We start from the raw sequence: 17138 nt of genomic DNA on the forward strand, positions 1-17138 counted from the left end.
TTACTTTTCCCGCATTTGTTCTAAATATGCGATAAAACGCTTCTGTTTTTCCACGTCAATTTCCGTATCTGTTTTTAGAAAAGCCCACGCGCCAAAGAAGATAGCGTATGCTTCCTGCACGATAGAGGCATCTGGGTGATTTAGAGATCTGATTTCAAGGGTCATCGCCATCTTGTTCGTCTGCTGGATTTCAGGCGTTGTCCTATCTTGAACGGTGACAGGAGGAGTCTTAAAAGGCGTTCCGTTGAACTGTTCAAGTATTCGCTTCAAAAAGGTCTCTGTCCCTTGATTGCCTCGATAGTGTGCTGCGACCAGAACGGGTTGTCCTTCACGCCACTGTTTGTGATTAACCTGCAAGTAATATCCGTTTCCCTCAATAGCATTCACCATCTCTATCCGTTTCTTCAAGGACATTTCTACCCCAGGCGTATGAATATTATAAACCTTTGCCCCGGCAAGTTCTAACATCGGCTGCAGGGTCTCAATGAGTTGCTTGGTGGCAGGTGCCTCGCTTTTTGAATCAAGAACGATAACTGTTGCAGCAAATACGCCATCTGCAATAGGATAGAGTTCAGATTTGATAACCGTTGCCTGATTCGGTTCAACTCGAATTTTGTGTTCCTCCGGATAGTATCCTTTCTTAGAGATGTGAAGCACTGTTTCGGTCTCACCGGAGGCTTCTGATGCCGGATCGGTCATAATGAAAAAGTGTCCTTCAGTATCTGTAGACGCAGTTAACCCAGAATCAGTTTGCAATTGCACGCCTTGAAGTGGGTCACCCGAGTCAGCATCAGAGACCTGTCCTTGCACAATTGCGTTATCGGTGTCCCCAAAGTGAATCGTCAGTGGCAGATGCATCTCTCTGTAGGAGATTTCTACCGTCGCTGTACCCGGCACATCAGGTGCGTGGAGATAAAATTGCGCTGCGCCATGCTTTGAGAATTGACGGGTCTCTGCCAAAACCCCATTTGACGTTCGCGCCGCTATGGGTTCATCGTCGGCAATCGGCATCCCATCAGTATCGCGTGCGGTTGCGGAGATGCCGACGTAACTTTTTCCATCAGCAGGGAGCGTCTCTGTCCACGCGCTCAGTTGTATCTGAGCTGCCGGGGGTGCCACTTTAAACCACTGCGGCACAGGCAAACTGTGATTTCCATAGTAATTCACCAACTCAGTCTGGACGAAATGGACACCGTTTGAAAGAGGTTCTTCAATAGCAACCGTAATCAAATCCGTCCCGCGGTCGTAGTGATGTGGAACAAGCACGTTATCAATTTTGACGCGGATAGTGTCCGTAAAAACCTGCTGACGCTTCAACATCCACGCACCTCGTTCATGCAGACCATCCTTAACCCGAATGTGGAGGCGTGGGGTTTTTGTTTCAACGACAGATGCGCGCTGTGGGTTTACCAAAACACCTTTCGGAAATCCGCCCTCAACATAACGGGCAATACCCCGAAAGTAACCGTATGCCTCTTTCCTGAGATAGTTGTCATCCCGCAGTCGCGCTTCTTCCTCAGGGTTCGAGAGAAAGGATGCCTCGCATAAGACAGCTGGACATTTGGTTCGCCGTAAGACCCCGAAGCCTGAAGCGGCTATTAATTTGTCCGAATAAAGTCCCGATGCTGGAGAGGTAGGTAACTGGAGCGCGTCCGAAACGCCCAGTTGAATGTAGCGAGCGAGATCAAGACTGTGGCGCGAGTCATCTGCATCGCCGTGATACCAAGTAGAGGTATAATTAACCGTGGGATTATCAATACCGTTGTGGTGCAGCGAGATGAAGAAATCCGCACCGCTTTCGTTCGCAATCTGACTCCGCATCGGTAGGCTTACATAAGAATCGTCGACCCGTGTCATGATGACGATGACCCCGGCTTTTTGCAATATCTCACGTAAGTGGAACGCTATGCGTAGATTAACTTCAGCCTCACGGAGTCCTGTCGGACCCCGCTTGTAATCTGGGACATGGCTCTGTCCGCCGTGTCCCGGATCCAGACAAATCTTGAACCCTTTGAGATGTCGGGCATGCGGCGGGAACTCGGTGTAAGAAGGTAGCTGCGGTTCGGCAATTTCTTGGCGGCGGGAACAACCGACGAATAGGAGAAAAATGGCAGAGATCAGGAAAACTTTATAAAAGAGACGTATCATTGGTCTTTGGTTGTTGGTTGTTGGTTCTTGGTTGTTGGAAACTAACCGCTAAGCTATAACCATTAACCAACAACTTATAACCAATAAGTTCGCGTGCCTATAAGTCGTCTCTATCTCGGAAAGGTGCGCCGCGTTGACGGGACCTGGGACGACCGAGGACTTCTCGGAGAATAATCCCTTGACGAATCGATCTCGGTGACAAATCCAGTAGAGCCGTGGCAGGAACGGAACGTATTCCTGCTGGAGATTCGACGGGTACAGGAGGCGGTTGTGGCTGTGGCGGTTCAACGGGTTCTGGGTCGGCAACAGGTTCTGGTTCTTCAGCGAGCAATGATTCTTCTGCCTCGTCCTGCTGAAGTATCATGTCTTCCAACCGCGTCTCAAACGGAAAATCTTCCATGAAAGGCGGTGGTGCAGCATCGCCCTCTGGTGCAGCATTCTCCTCAGCTTCTCTTTCAACGTTCCCCTGCGATCTGCGCCGACGATTGCCTAAAACAAACGTCAAAATCACAATAAGCAAAGGGATGAGCATCTGGATGATATTTTCCATCAATTTTCTCCTTCAAGCCCGGATAAGAGTGCGGGTTACGACAGTCCAAGGGAGTGCGCAGAGCGGGTCGTATCCATCTCCTGCGTGCCACCCGGTGATGCAATAGATTGACGCATTTCCGTATCAGCAAGGATATTGCGGAGCGTATAATAATCCATAACACTCATTCTCTCCGAATCAAACGAGTCAGCGATAGAGCGCGGGATTTCCGCCTCTGCCTCAATGAGTACAACCGTCTTTTCTTCAACGAGTGCTTTATTCTCCTCTTCCTCCGCTTCGGCGCGGGCACGCCGTTCTTCCGCTTTTGCGCGTGCTATCTTGAGTTCCGCTTGTGCTTGGTCGGTCTGTAATTTAGCACCGACGTTTTCACCAACATTTATATCGGCAATATCAATGGATAGGATTTCAAAAGCCGTGCCTGCCGATAAACCTTTTGCGAGGACTGTTTCCGAGATGAGGACGGGGTTTTCTAAGACCTGTTTATGGCTTGCCGCCGAACCGATCGTTGTAATAATCCCCTCACCGACTCTGGCGCGAATGGTGTCTTCAGTAGCGCCGCCGACCAACCGGTCAATGTCGGCTCTCACCGTAACACGTGCCTTCACAATAAGCTGGATGCCATCGCGAGCCACAGCAGTGATGCCGCCGCTGGTATCGCCCCTCTCAGGGATGTCAATAATCTCTGGGGTGACACTGACCTGAACGGCTTGCAAAACGTCGCGTCCGGCAAGATCAATCGCAGCGGCTTGTGCGAAGCCGAGGTCAATGTTGGCTTTATCCGCAGCGATGAGTGCTGCGACGACGCTACCGACGCGTCCTCCGGCGAGGTAATGCGCTTCGAGATCGTCAAGAGAGAGCGTTAAACCTGCCTTTGTTGCGTTAATTTGTGGTTCAACGATTGAAGCCGGTGGGACCCGCCGTAAGCGCATCGCAACGAGGTCGAAAATACCGACCTTTACGCCCGCTGCAATCGCAGTAATCCACAAACCGATTGGAACAAGCCAGGTAATAATAATTATGAACAGTATAAGTAGGACAGCAATAACTGCTATCATTGTTGGTGCCATGTTTACTTTTCTCCATTGCTACAGCGCGATCACCAGATCGCGCCTACAAGTCAGTTAATTATTGCTCTGTAACGTTCAAGTTACCTTCACGGAAAGCAGCGGCAAGCGCGCGGGGGACCTGTGCTTCCGCTTCAACGACTTGGGCACGCTTCTGTTGGACATTGGCAGTCATTTCCTGTTTTCGGGCTACCGCCATGGCGCGCCGTTCTTCCGCTTTCGCTTGCGCGACGACGAGGTCCGCCTCGGCTTGTTCTGCCTGAAGTTCTGCTCCAATATTTTTCCCAACGTTGACATCAGCAATATCGATAGAAAGGATTTCAAAAGCGGTACCGGCATCAAGCCCGCGGTCAAGCACTGTTTTCGTGATGATATCCGGATTTTCGAGTACATCTTCATAGGTCTCAGAAGCACCGATAGCACTGATGATACCTTCGCCGACACGTGCGATGATCGTCTCTTCGCCTGCACCCCCGACGAGTCGATTGATGTTGGTTCGGACTGTGATACGTACAGTCGTTATCAACTCCACACCATCCAAGGCGAGTGCGCTGATGCGGGGTGTCGTGATGACGCGCGGGTTAACGCTGACCTGCACGGCTTCAAACACGTCCCGCCCTGCCAAGTCAATAGCGGAAGAGCGTTGAAAAGAGAGTTCAATTCTGGCTTTATCTGCCGCGATGAGCGCGCTCACGACATTAAGGACGTTACCCCCAGCAAGGTAATGCGCCTCTAACTCGGCAGTGGCTACTTTTAACCCAGCCTTATGGGCACTGATTAGCCCCTTGACGATAATATTCGGATTGACTCGCCTCAAGCGCATCCCAATCAAATCAACAATCCGAAGTGGCACCCCTGCGGCAACAGCAGCAATCCACAGTCCAACAGGAACGAACCAAAAGAACGCGATAATAAAAATTAGGACAACAAGGGCAATTCCCCCCGTTAAAACATCCATTACTTGTCTCCTACCTATTTGGCTGTCAGCAGTCGGCTATCAGCGGTCAAGATGGAACGCCCTACGCAAGTCGCGTGTGGACTTGCGGGACAATGCTAACTGCTAACCCCTCTATTGTAAACTACGAACGACGACACGACTACCTTCGACAAAAATCACTTCAATCTCAGTTTCTGCAGGCACAAATTCGCCCTGTGTGACAATATCAACGCGGTGTCCACCAATCAATGCAGCACCTGCGGGTCTCAAAGGGGTGAGTGCCTTACCAGATTTCCCAACCAAGTCTACCAATTCCGAGGGGGGCGCCTGAAAGCCAATTTCTTTATTTTCCGTGGCACTCAAGATGAACGCTTTGCCTGCAGCGGTTGAACGCATCACAGAGAGTGCTATTATTGCCAACGGAATAACCACCACAAACGTTATACCCGCATAAGTCAGCGCAGTCTGAAATCCGAACTGCCCCCATGCGACCCCGATACCTATCAGCACGAGCAAGCAACCCGGCACGCCTGCAGCCCCGAACCCCGGAAGAATCAGTAATTCAATAAATACCAGCAGAATCCCAAGACCGATGAGGAAAATTAGAAACCACATAGTTTTACCCTACACTAAATGCGCCTACGACACATCGCAGTCTGTCCCATAGGGCCCATCACCGAAACAAATAGAGTTAGGACTCCTCAACCGCTTCTACAAAGACTTTAGAGCCTTCCACCTCTATCACTTTAATGTCGCTGTTCTGAGGAATAAAGTCGCCAGTAGTGACGACATCCACCCGCTGATTAGCGATCCTTGCTGTCCCCGCAGGACGTAAGGGGGTCAGCGCAGTACCAGATTTTCCGAGATAGTCCTGAAAATTTTCAAGACTGGAGGAGTGGTATCCCATCTCCGTGTCCATAACTGTTGACAGCGCAAACCTTCGGAAAAGTTGGGTTTCAGGTAGATAAACGACAGCAAGGATAATCATTCCTGCGCTTAAAATCACGGATACTGAAAGCCATAAGACTGCAGTCCGAAAGTCGTAAGCTTTGTCGAAAACGAAGAAAACGCTCCCTAACATGAGTGTGATGCCCAAAACACCGGCAATACCGAAACCGGGGATGACGAAAATTTCCAAGGCGATTAGCCCAACGCCGATAAGGAAGAGTAGGAATGCCCATTCAGCACCAATCTTGGTCAGCATGTGCCCTCCGAAAAACAGACCCACACACAGAAGTCCGATGAATCCAGGAACACCGAAACCGGGGGTGCGAATTTCTATGAAGATACCGAGGATACCCAACGAAAGTAGCAACGAACTGATGACGGGGTTTGTGAGAAAGAAAACGATCCTATCCGCCAAGGTCGCCTCAACTTCGACGACGCGCGCGCCTGAGAGTGTTTTCAGCGGTGTTACTTCCGTAAAACCGTACTCGCGTTGCCGTCTTGCGATACCTTCCTCAGTAAGGGGCAGCTTGGTGCCAGCAACATTAACAATTTGATATTGCGTTAACAGTTCTGTAAGGGTTTCGGCTTGTGCGTCGGCGAAATCGTATTCGAGTGCTTGATTAGTAGACAGCGTGAGCAGTTTGCCTTGGGCACAGAGGATTTCCATCTGTTCACCCTCTTCTTCCCGTGTGATGTATTCTTCAGGCAGTAGCTTGACGATCTGTCCATCTGAGAGTTTGACGAGAACGAGTTCCTTGTCTACCATGGCTTCGGCAATATCGGGATTCCGATTTTCCCGTTCAGCAGTTGCCCGAATAGTGCCTTGAATGTAGGAGACGGCTTTTTCACCGACCTCCTGTCCCTGAATATCAACAGGCGCCGAATCACCGATTGTTCCGCCAGAAGTCATCACAATCTGATTACACGCGATAGAAATCATGGCGCCTGCAGAAATAGCCTGTCGATTCACAAAAGCGATCGTTGGCACCTGCGTATCTTGAATGGATCGGATGATATTCACGGCAGAATCCACTCTACCGCCGGGCGTATCTACATCAAAGACAATCGCATCGGCACCGGCATCCTCGGCGACCTTAATACCATCACTAATATAGGTACCGAGTCCGCTGCCAATCTCGTTCCGGATATCAATCACGTAAACGAGCGCGCCGTCTTGCGCAGACAGATCGCCTCTCATGAAAAGGCATCCGATTAAAAGGAGCACACACCCGATAAGAACCAATTCGCGTCTCATAATTCTACTCCTTACGCCTACCGTTTTTGGGCTTGCCGATTCTATATTTTTTGACTCTGAACCTGTTTTTGGCACAAATAGTTTAAAAGATTGGTTGTAAATTTATTATATCTTAAGGCAAGCCTACGCGTCAAGATGTATTGTAATTTAGTTATTGGACGCGAATTCTTCTTGAATCCAGGCGTGTAGGACATGGTTCAGAATCAGATGGACATCCTCTACAGGTCCATAACGGTCACTATCCACAACAACATTGACATCGCAAATCGATGCTAACTTACCACCGCCGAACCCGCTCCATCCGATCGTTTTGCAGCCGATGTCGCTGGCGTGTCGCATCGCACGGAGGACGTTTTCCGAATTCCCACTCGCACTGATGCCGATAACGACATCCTCTGGATTGACGAGATTCTTCAGCTGCTCGACGAAAACATCTTCATAAGAGACATCGTTGGACCAAGCCGTCATTGTAGCAACGTTGTCGGTCAGACTGATAACTCGAAAACGGGGTTTGCCCGGGACGCTTGTGCCTTTTCCTAAGTCACAGGCGATGTGTGAGGCTGTAGAGGCACTCCCACCGTTGCCAATCACGAAAATTTGCTTTTCAGCGTGATACGCTTCCATAATAGCATCTATGGAACGTCGGACATCCGCTAAGGCGAGTCGTGCCAAAACGTCTTGAAGATGTGAAATATAATTTTGGATTCTTTCCATTTTGGATTTCTAATTTCCTTCCCAAATAGAGATTTGTCAAACAACTAACGCGACGGCAGCGAGGTCACCTAACGCTTCCCCTAACTCCGCGGGGACTATCTTAACGGCTTCGGCGGGTCGTGTCATCGCAAATTCTGAGACCGTCTTCCGAATCGGGTCGAGCAGCAGATCACCGGCAGCAATGGCAATCGTCCCCAGTAAAACGATGTCAGGGTTCAAAATGTTTACTAAATTCGCGATTCCCCAGCCCATATAATACCCTGTCTCTTCAACAAGCTGCAGTGCCAAGGCATCATCACGACGCGCAGCCGCAAGTACGTGTTCCGATCTGACATTTTCAACACGTCCACCAGCGAGGTCTAAGAGTGCTGTTGCGGATGCCTTTTCATTTCGGACTGCGGCTTGGGCGCGACGCGCAATCGCGGGACCTGAGCAAAGTGCCTCAAGACATCCGCGTTTGCCACACCCACAAAGCGGTCCATCTGGTAGAAGTATCTGATGCCCGACTTCTCCGGCACTGTCGTTGGCACCGTGATAGACCTGTCCATCAAGCACTATACCGCCGCCGATGCCTGTGCTCATCGTCATATAGAGAACGGCGTTATAACCGCGTCCACCGCCGAACCTGTATTCTGCCAGTGCGCTTGCATTGGCATCGTTCTCGATGGTTACGGGTATCTGGAACTCGGACTCAAGTTTCGCCTTAAGAGGTAACGCGTCCCATCCGGGCAAATTCGGTGGTGAATAGACTATCCCGGTCTTAGTATCCAACGGACCGCCACAACTGACACCGATCGCTGAAATCGTTGTCCGTGCTAAACCTGCTAATTCGATGGTCTCATGAACCATATCACATAGCAATTGAAGGGCGTATTCTGGACCTCTTTCTGCGAGTGTCGGTCTGCGTACCTTGTTGAGAATATGTCCCGTATTATCAGCGACAACCGTAGCAAGTTTCGTCCCGCCGATGTCAATGCCGACAACATAAGTTTTCATGCGTCTCTCTACACCTCGTAATTGAGTGTGCGTAGGGCAGGATAAATCTGTTCGTATGCCTTTAATTTTTCGTCGTAACGCTGTGCGACATCCTCACGCGGATAGTACACCTCACGGGGTGTGACCAACTGCTCAACAGCCGACTCAATAGAGTCATACTTGCCGATAGCAGTTCCAGAGAGGATAGCCGTGCCGAGACACACCCCCTCGGATATATCAAGTGCGATGACCTTTTTCCCAAACATATCGGCTTTGAGCTGCAGCCATTTCTCAGACTTCGCACCGCCACCGATAGCACGGACTTCATTGATGATAACACCCGCGTCCTGCAGCATGGCGAGATTCTGCTTAATTTCGTAACTAATGCCTTCCAAAATCGCTTTGACGAGTTCACCTTTCGTCGTCGAGAGCGTCAACCCAACAATCGCGCCCTTCGATTCGAGATCGAGATAAGGGGTTCCTGAACCCGTGAAGTGCGGCAACACCATCGCCGTTCCCGGAGCATCGGGTAATTTTTCCATCAATATATCGTAGACATCCCGTCCCTCTGCTTCCGCCTGTGCGACCTCTGTCTGTGCAAGCGTGTCTCTGAACCATCGCAGCACAACGCCACCACTGGATACAAAACCGAGCGTGACATACAAGCCGTCAACGACGTGTGGATAACAGGCGAAATTGCCGTCTATCATCTGCTGATTGATAACAGGCTCTGTAAAAGCAGGGGCTATACATTCAACGGTACCGGTGGCATCCATGACCTCACCACTCCGAATGATTCCTGACCCTAACGCACCACACGGTTGGTCGTGTCCACCTGTAACGCATACCACGCCTTGTGGTAAACCGAGTTCGTCAGCCACTTCGGCACTTACCTCACCGATAACTGTTCCCGAAGGTGCCGTATCAGGAAAAAGGGCTGCATCTACATCCGCCAGACCGAGCATCTTCTCTGACCACGACTTATTGATAATATCAAACGCCATTGTGCGGGCAGCGAGGGAATAGTCTACAACTGGCGGAACACCGAGTTTGAAATAGACGAAATCCTCAAAGCCGAGAAATTTCCATACCTGTCGATAGATGTCGGGTTGGTTCTGCTGTATCCAGATAAGTTTCGCTAAGGTATGAATATCACTGATTGGCATTCCGGTGATTTGCATCACTTCGAGCGGCGTAATGTGTTGTCTCAACGCATCACAGATGCCGGATGTCCGTGCGTCAAACGTGGTAATTGCGTTTGCTAAAATCTGTCCATCGGCTGCTATCGGTGTTACGGCTTCACCTTGTGAAGCGACACTGATTGCCTCAATCGGATCGGATTGTGTTTGTGTTGCAACCTGTTGAATGCCGGTTGCTATATTTTCCCAGACGACGTTCGCGTCGAGTTCCGACCAACCGGGTTGCGGGTGGTTCAACGGATATTCGCCGTATGCCTGCGCGAGAACGGTACCATCTTCGCGGAAGGCGATGACCTTACATCCAGTGGTGCCTACATCAATACCCAAAAGACTCATTGCTTGCTTCTCTCCTTGATACGGGATGCAAGTATTTTATAATGGATTGGAGATTAATGCAAGGATTTGTTTTTTCGTTAGCGGTCAGCAGTCAGCGCAAGAAAGTTTGCGAGTGTGCTAAAATGGGGTAAAGTTGCGAAGTGTTCTAAAGTGAACTAAAGTTGAAAGTTGTTAAGAGATGTGTGATGAACCAAAAGTCTCTTTCAACTTTACAGATGAAGTGGCAACGTTTATTCAGACCAAAATTTAGCAAAGTTAAGACCAGTGTTATTTTTCAAATGCAACAGATACCAAATACCCTAACGCTAAGTGAAGGCGTTTCGGAGTTGTTAATCGTCGCGTGCCGCGTTGATAAGCGCCGCGGCTTTTTTGTGGATGTCTAATGCCACGGTCAACTTCTCAACCAGTTGCTCAAGGTGAGCAATCCGTGCCGCATCGTCTTTAGATATTTTATCAGTGGGTTCAAAGAGAGACGCTGCGTTTTCAAGGAGTTGCTGCTTCCATTTTGAGAGTTGAGCTTCGCTGAGGTTATGTCGCCGACACAGTTCCGCTTGGGAACTTTCACCGCGGAGTGCCTCAAGCACAACTTTCGCTTTAAACTCGGGGGTGAAGGTTCTTCGTTTTCGCTTCGCCATCGGATGCTCCTTTCAAGTGTGATTGTTATTATAACCCAAGTTGCTACTTACACGATTTTAGACATGCACACCTCGTTTTTTACTGAAAACTGTCGATGATCCAAGCATTTTGTAGCGTAAACTTTCAGTTTGCACACACAGATACACAATCTAAAAGATTATGCTACAGGGTGGCAACTTGCGTTATTATATCATAATCTTGATTTAGAGGTGGCCCGAATTTCCGATGGCAGTCCAATATAATCAATAAGATGAAAATTAAAAACATAAAAAACATGAGAATCTTCTTTATTGAGACACTGCTTTGGGGGTGTCTTGTGCGGTGGGTGAGATGGCGGGTTGTTTTTTCGTAAGGCAACGATGGATACAATTAAAGCACCGAGCGCACACAGCGCGACCGCCCAGTCTTTTACTAACGAGCAATCTGAACAACTTCATTGTGGCGGATTACATACCCTACACGGTTCATACCGCAACTTCGCTTCTTCCAACGTTATCGGTATTTTGCTTTTCAACCAACGACACCCCGCGAGATGGTATTTTTTGCCTGTCTCTGTCCTGTACACCTGCTCACTTTGTTTCGGTTCCGGTGTTTCTGGGGGATCTTCTGGCACACCGCTGTATACCCCTTTGCCAACTTTCCTCGCTTTTGCCGCATAGTGCTGGAACAATTCAGTGTGTTTAAACGGAAAACGGATATAGACATGCCCATACCCTTGCCTCACGATCTCTAAATTCACAAAAAGCCCATCTGGGACCCGATACAGATATGCCAGCAGCCTGTCGTATTTATCCGTCCGATCTCCGTCAAACCGAAGATAGACAGATTCGCCCGTCAACAGATTCTTGGTGAAATTCGAGGCTTCTTTCCCATACGGCTCAACGGGTTGGTTGGGATGCACCGTCTCTGGTGTGTCCACGCCGATGAGCCGGACAGGAGTCGTTTCGCCTTCATAGTCAATCTCAACCGTGTCCCCATCAATGACGCGCAAAACGCGGTATGCGACATCGCCCGCGAAATCCTCTACTGGATACGGGACAACAGTCGCTTTCGGGGACTCCGATCCACCGAAGATAGCACACAGACAGAGCAACCCCAAAATACCCACTGTCGTTGTAAATGGTTTTTTCATTTTGACGGCTTGTTCAACGATGGCTTCTTTCATGATCCCTACCTAACCTGCCAAGCGAGGCACTTTGAAGAAGTTATGGCGTTCAATATCTTTCATCAGATTCGCTTCCAAGCGGCATTTACATTCCCTCCATTACGTCTGAAATAAGATATTCTGCTGCATATGCTTGCCTGTCCACGGATTTGCCAGCGAGGGGAGCGTCAATATCCGATCCCATTGCTCGTTGTTTCGGTAGTATTCCTCGATTGAGAAACACTGTAGAGGGAGGTAAGTGGTTTCGCCCATCCGGATAGGGTCTAAGGTATGTTTCCAATTCCGCTGTGCCGTTTGCGCGTCGAGCGTGATGAGGATGCCCATTGCGGCGTTCTCGTTTCGGATATTGGCGTGAAGTCTATCAAACTTCGCCTTCTGTGAGCCGGCGGCACCTGTGACTTGAACGATAATGGCTTTGCGATCCATGTTATCTGGCGTGTTAAGGAACATCCCGAACCCGTCAATACCATCATCGCCAACTTTCTGTGGGTTGGATGCCAAGCCGTCTATGAGTGAGATCGCCCAGTCCTGGAACTTGAACGGAACGGTTTTGGCAAGTTGACGGGCGGTGTCCATATCAACAGGTACGCCTTCGATGGGAAGCGGGGTTATACCGTTAGGGGCAAGGCGGTATCGGTTTATCAAACGGAGTGCGAAGGGGAGGATGTCTATACCGATAACATCCCTCCCGTTTTTCGCAGCGGCTTCTATGGTCGTGCCACAGCCTGCGAAAGGGTCAAGCACGAGATCGCCGGGATTAGAGGACGCTTTGATGATGCGTTCGTAGAGTGCAAGCGGCTTTTGGGTTGGGTAGCCGAGACGTTCATTGGCAGTTGATCCTAAATGCGGTATCTGCCAAACATCATTTAATTTGACACCTCTATTTTCATCTTCAAGATAGACTTTGTATCTTTTTCCTTTAACGGTGTGCCATCGCCATCTTCTACCGTCGTTATCTGTGTATGAATAATCTTTCTTTATCCAATCGCCATAGGGTTCGTACTGTACATTGAATTTAAAATCATCTGATTTTGTGTATCGGAAAAGAACATCATGCATCCGTTGAAAGTTTCTGTTTCCTGTGGTCCATCTACGGTAATGCCAAACAATCTCGTTCCGAAAGTTCTTTTCACCAAAAATAGCATCCATTATGAGTTTGAGGTAGTGGCTGGCGTAGGGGTCGCAGTGTAGGTAGATGCTGCCTGTATCCTTGAGTATCCGGTGCATGATAAAGAGGCGTTCTGCCATGTAGGAGGTATAGGACAACATCTTGCTTTGCGGGATGAAGCCTTCAAATCCAGCAATCACCTTTGATGCGGGGTTGGCGACAGCGTTCTTGAGGCGCGCGACGCGTTCTGCGGACGTGTTGTCCCAGAGCCAGACGTCATCAAACGCTTTGATTTGTGGATCAATGCGGAGTCCGGAGTTCTTGAAAACCTTGTTGTATTTCTCGTTGGAGTTGAAGGGGGGATCGAGGCAGATCAGGTCGATGCACCTGTTCTCAAAGTCTGCCATAACATCAAGGCAATCGCCGTAATAGAGCGTGTTGGGGGCAAATCGAATGTTCATAGTCCTCTTGCGGGCTGCAATATGAGAGTGAAGGAAAGCCCTTTTCTCTCACTCTAAGAAAAATGACAGGACTATAGGGGGTACGCTGATGGGCGCATCGAGAGGGAATAGAAAGGTATTTGGCAACCTTCCCTATAGGGTGCTGGTTCCCATTAATCTCACACGCAAAGCGCATGTTGTGATACAATAGAAACCAGCGCTGTCATACTCTACCTATGGCAGTGCTAAGCGTCGCGGGTGTTCTGAGCACCTGCGGCGCGCCTAAGAAATTAGGGAGCTGCCCTGACGTGAGCAACACTTCAGTAGCGAAGGTGCTTCCAAAGTTTTGCGTCCACGTCAGATATATTATAGCAAAAAAAGAAAATTTTTGTCACGGATTTTTTTTGGGATTATAGCGCACTCGGCATTCAGAATGGGAACTCTCTGCTGGCGTGGTGTGTGATTTTATCCTGCAAGTGTATAATCGGAAATGTCCTCACTCAACGTTAGGGTATTTGACACCTGCCGATTTTGAGAACAAAACTTGTCTTAACTTTACTGAGGCATTACAATCCCGTATTTAACCAATGCTTTTTTGACGAAGGTATTGAGAATTGGAGCATGTTATGAATGTAACCTTTGATTCAAACGTTTGGGAAAGAATAATTGATGAAAATGACTGCCACCTTGCGAAAATAAAAGATAAAATCCGCGACGGTAGAATTCGGTCACATATCTGTGAAATTGCTTTAAGTTTAGAACCCATTAAAAAGAAGTTGAGAGTTGAATTCTTTGAAAATTATCATCTCCGTACAACGATTAATAATTTACCACCTAAAGGTGAGACGCTGACTATGCAAATTGGTTTTAAACCAAACGTTGAACTTCACCCAGGCTTCCACCCTAAGCTGTGGGCTAAGATTTTGGAAGCCCGAAATCTTGGGTTCCGGGTGCTCAGAATGACAAATATAGGAACAGTCCGTCCTAAAAATATCCCAGATGACATGTATATCAATCCCACCGATATGGATGAATTCTGGAGATATGCTGAACCATTAGCAAGTTGTAGTGACTACATAACAAGTATGGGTTGCGGGCAGGCAGCATACAATAGATTTAAAGAGGAATTTAATCTGGTTGGTTTAGATGTCCATTCAATACCAGTCGAACGTAGGAAGGAATTTGTAGAACGCTGGAAGGAATTTGCGGAAGCGATTGCTGAGTGGGTCGATGGTGACTCACTTGCGGCACACTATGCAGCAGGGAATGATTTCTTTTGTACAGATGATAAAGCTGGGAATGCGGGAACTACATCTATATTTCACAATCAAAATAGGACTCGACTGATACAGAAGTTTGGTATCAAAATAATTTCAAGCTGTGAGGCTGCTCAACTCTGTTAATCTAATACCATTTCTGATTTGAAATTGTAGCATAAACTTTTAGAAATGGTATAACCTATACTCCGCACTTCTAATTTCGTTTTTTGGTATTTATTTCCTGAACCCTTGTGGTTCCAACATTCAGCAAACGATGCCAAGGGGATCAGAGAAAAAGATAGGGTCATTTAGTTTTAAGGTTTTTGTCCGGTTTATCCGAAAAGTCGGGATTAGGAAATTCCTCCTACCAGAGAACTGAATGGCTCTGGATATAAATACAAAGCACATTGACAAAATATACAGTTTTGAAGTAGAATTCAGAGCAACTAACAGTTTCCAGCATTCACGCGAGACATTCTATAGCGATAAGGAGTCCAAACATGCTAACGCAAGAACAGGTTGATTTTTATCATGAGAATGGCTATCTCAAGGTAGACCAACTCTTTGCACCTGAAGAAACGAAAGAACTGGCATCCGAAATGGTGAGGATTATTAACAATTGGGGACAGGAGACGATCGGTTGGCCGGGACCTTGGCGTACACTCTACCTCAAGGAAGAAGATCAGCAGACGACGAAGGCTGTCTTTATGCACAACCCGCATTTCTACTCTGCGGCATGGGGTCGGGTGATTTTCCATGAACGGCTGACGGGTGCAGTACAGGCACTCATTGGTGATACGATTCAGTGGCACCATACCGTGCTACATGCGAAACCACCGGAAAAAGGGACACCGTTCCCGATGCATCAAGACTATCCGTTCTATCCACACGACGGACTCGACTTCGTTGATTGTCTCGTCCATCTCGATGACGCTCCCTTTGAGAGCGGTGCCCTACGGGTCGTCCCTGGCAGCCATAAAGAGGGACCGCGGGAACACATCACGGGTGAAGGCACGGCACCGCATCTGCCTACCGATAAATTCCATCCAGATTTCGTTGACTCGATTCCCGTTCCGGCAAAAGCAGGAGATGTTATCTTCTTTAGCTATTGCCTCATCCACTGGTCAGAGGTCAATCGGACAGAGCAGTGGCGGAAAGCCGTTCGATTCGGATACCACAAGCCTGAAATGCGCCCCGTCGGTCGTCCTGAAGAGGAGCCTTATAACAACATTATGGCGGGTGGGTTCAAAACGAATCCAGCGTCTGAAGAAATAATGGCTTAATCGGGATGGTAGGAAGGAAGATTGGAAGATTCGGGTGGAGGGTTGGAAGGTTAGAAGATTGGGAACCCAGCCTTCCAGCCTTCCATTTCCTTATCAGTCGTTAGCGGCGTTTCACATTGCCCCAAGTGGTCGTTAACTTCCCTCCGGGTTGAACCGCCAATCCGCCAATTGTTTTCATAGCAAGATTCATCTCATCAACGTCAATCACCCTGTCCCACATATAGACTTCAGCAATCACAGCGTTTAACCACTGTCCATCCTCGCGGTGTGCGATAAATACAGGGCGGTTGCCGGCTTCACAAGGACCGTTGCCGTTATCAGGAGCTTGGGCGACGGGGTCATCGTCTCCGTTGACGTAAACGCGCACGCCCTCATCCAATAGGAACGTGCCGCATTGGTGAATCCATTCGCCGCCGGGTGCTGTGCCTGCGCCGTGTGGTTCCGAAACACCAGAACCCGGGCATGTCCAAACTGACATCCCTGCCCCGAAATCGTCATAAATATAGAGCGAGAATTCCCACTGTCCACCGGCACCTTTCATGACGATAGGTTGACGGGTTTGCCCGTGGGCATCCGTTCCGACTTTCAGCACCTTGACCCATGCACAGATGGTAATGCCCTTTTTATCATCAAAGTGGGAATCGATGTCTTTGTTCTGACCTGCCATGTCAATCATGATGAAGGTTTCCTTGCCGTCAAACTCCATCACTTGTTTGAGGTCATTGTGTTTGGCATCGACCCACTTCGGTGGGCTCTTACTGAGTTCCGTGTCAAAACTGTGAGGTCCGTGGTCAGCGACCTTGTTTCCTGCACCTTCATTCATCGGTAGATACATCCACAACCCATCTTCGATATCAGCAGCGGATGCGAGAAAAGTTGCAGCGGAAAATATCGCTATCAGCGACGCGAAAAATATAATCTGACGCATTTTTTCCTCCTTCTTCGGAATTAATCGGTAATAGACGGGCAATAAATTGCCCTACTACAAACAAGAGACCCGTTCGTAGTAGTGCGATTCATCGCACGTTGAGAAACTGCCTGATTAAATTCTTAATCTTCATACAGTCTTCTTCGGAATTAATCGGTAATAGACGGGCAATAAATTGCCCTACTACAAACAA

At 48.7% G+C, this 17138-nt stretch carries 14 protein-coding genes and 1 pseudogene; 2 read left to right on the forward strand and 13 right to left on the reverse strand.

What is annotated here, in order from left to right; all coding sequences use genetic code 11:
* The 12 genes and pseudogenes from OXN25_10880 to OXN25_10935 all read right to left on the reverse strand — a co-directional run bounded on the left by OXN25_10880 (window position 1) and on the right by OXN25_10935 (window position 13496).
* Window positions 1–2148 carry an N-acetylmuramoyl-L-alanine amidase gene (locus tag OXN25_10880; protein MDE0425365.1) on the reverse strand — a complete coding sequence of 716 codons (2148 nt, stop codon included), beginning with the start codon at window positions 2146–2148 and terminating at the stop codon, window positions 1–3.
* Window positions 2149–2245: 97 nt separating this feature from the next.
* Window positions 2246–2698 (reverse strand): hypothetical protein, encoded by a 453-nt coding sequence (locus OXN25_10885; GenBank protein MDE0425366.1) that lies wholly within the window; start codon window positions 2696–2698, stop codon window positions 2246–2248.
* A gap of 35 nt (window positions 2699–2733) precedes the next feature.
* Window positions 2734–3765, reverse strand: coding sequence for a flotillin-like protein FloA (gene floA, locus OXN25_10890; GenBank protein MDE0425367.1), 1032 nt, complete (start codon window positions 3763–3765; stop codon window positions 2734–2736).
* Window positions 3766–3829: 64 nt separating this feature from the next.
* A pseudogene (gene floA / locus OXN25_10895) lies at window positions 3830–4720 on the reverse strand (flotillin-like protein FloA).
* Between the two features lie 111 nt (window positions 4721–4831).
* Window positions 4832–5314: a hypothetical protein gene (locus OXN25_10900; protein ID MDE0425368.1), complete on the reverse strand. Its 483-nt coding sequence runs from the start codon at window positions 5312–5314 to the stop codon at window positions 4832–4834.
* A gap of 76 nt (window positions 5315–5390) precedes the next feature.
* Window positions 5391–6902, reverse strand: a complete 1512-nt coding sequence (locus OXN25_10905) for a hypothetical protein (GenBank protein MDE0425369.1) — start codon at window positions 6900–6902, stop codon at window positions 5391–5393.
* Between the two features lie 147 nt (window positions 6903–7049).
* Entirely contained in the window at window positions 7050–7616 is a 567-nt protein-coding gene (locus OXN25_10910) for an SIS domain-containing protein (protein MDE0425370.1), read from the reverse strand.
* Window positions 7617–7652: 36 nt separating this feature from the next.
* Window positions 7653–8612: an ROK family protein gene (locus OXN25_10915; protein ID MDE0425371.1), complete on the reverse strand. Its 960-nt coding sequence runs from the start codon at window positions 8610–8612 to the stop codon at window positions 7653–7655.
* An 8-nt stretch (window positions 8613–8620) separates the two neighbouring features.
* The gene (locus tag OXN25_10920; GenBank protein ID MDE0425372.1) at window positions 8621–10126 is read right to left on the reverse strand and encodes an FGGY family carbohydrate kinase; all 1506 of its coding nucleotides are present in this window, start codon (window positions 10124–10126) and stop codon (window positions 8621–8623) included.
* A gap of 329 nt (window positions 10127–10455) precedes the next feature.
* On the reverse strand, window positions 10456–10761 hold the full coding sequence (locus OXN25_10925; protein ID MDE0425373.1) for a transposase: 306 nt from the start codon (window positions 10759–10761) through the stop codon (window positions 10456–10458).
* A 434-nt stretch (window positions 10762–11195) separates the two neighbouring features.
* Window positions 11196–11927, reverse strand: coding sequence for a thermonuclease family protein (locus OXN25_10930; GenBank protein MDE0425374.1), 732 nt, complete (start codon window positions 11925–11927; stop codon window positions 11196–11198).
* Between the two features lie 99 nt (window positions 11928–12026).
* Window positions 12027–13496 (reverse strand): site-specific DNA-methyltransferase, encoded by a 1470-nt coding sequence (locus tag OXN25_10935; GenBank protein ID MDE0425375.1) that lies wholly within the window; start codon window positions 13494–13496, stop codon window positions 12027–12029.
* Window positions 13497–14101: 605 nt separating this feature from the next.
* Here OXN25_10935 and OXN25_10940 point away from each other — a divergent pair.
* Window positions 14102–14878, forward strand: coding sequence for a hypothetical protein (locus OXN25_10940; protein MDE0425376.1), 777 nt, complete (start codon window positions 14102–14104; stop codon window positions 14876–14878).
* A 356-nt stretch (window positions 14879–15234) separates the two neighbouring features.
* Entirely contained in the window at window positions 15235–16017 is a 783-nt protein-coding gene (locus OXN25_10945; GenBank protein MDE0425377.1) for a phytanoyl-CoA dioxygenase family protein, read from the forward strand.
* 100 nt (window positions 16018–16117) lie between these two features.
* On the opposite strand, the gene OXN25_10950 is transcribed toward OXN25_10945, so the two are convergent.
* Complete coding sequence (locus tag OXN25_10950; GenBank protein MDE0425378.1) at window positions 16118–16945, reverse strand: hypothetical protein; 828 nt, start codon at window positions 16943–16945, stop codon at window positions 16118–16120.
* Window positions 16946–17138 lie beyond the last annotated feature (193 nt).

This window comes from Candidatus Poribacteria bacterium (genome assembly GCA_028820845.1).
Lineage (GTDB): Bacteria > Poribacteria > WGA-4E > WGA-4E > WGA-3G > WGA-3G.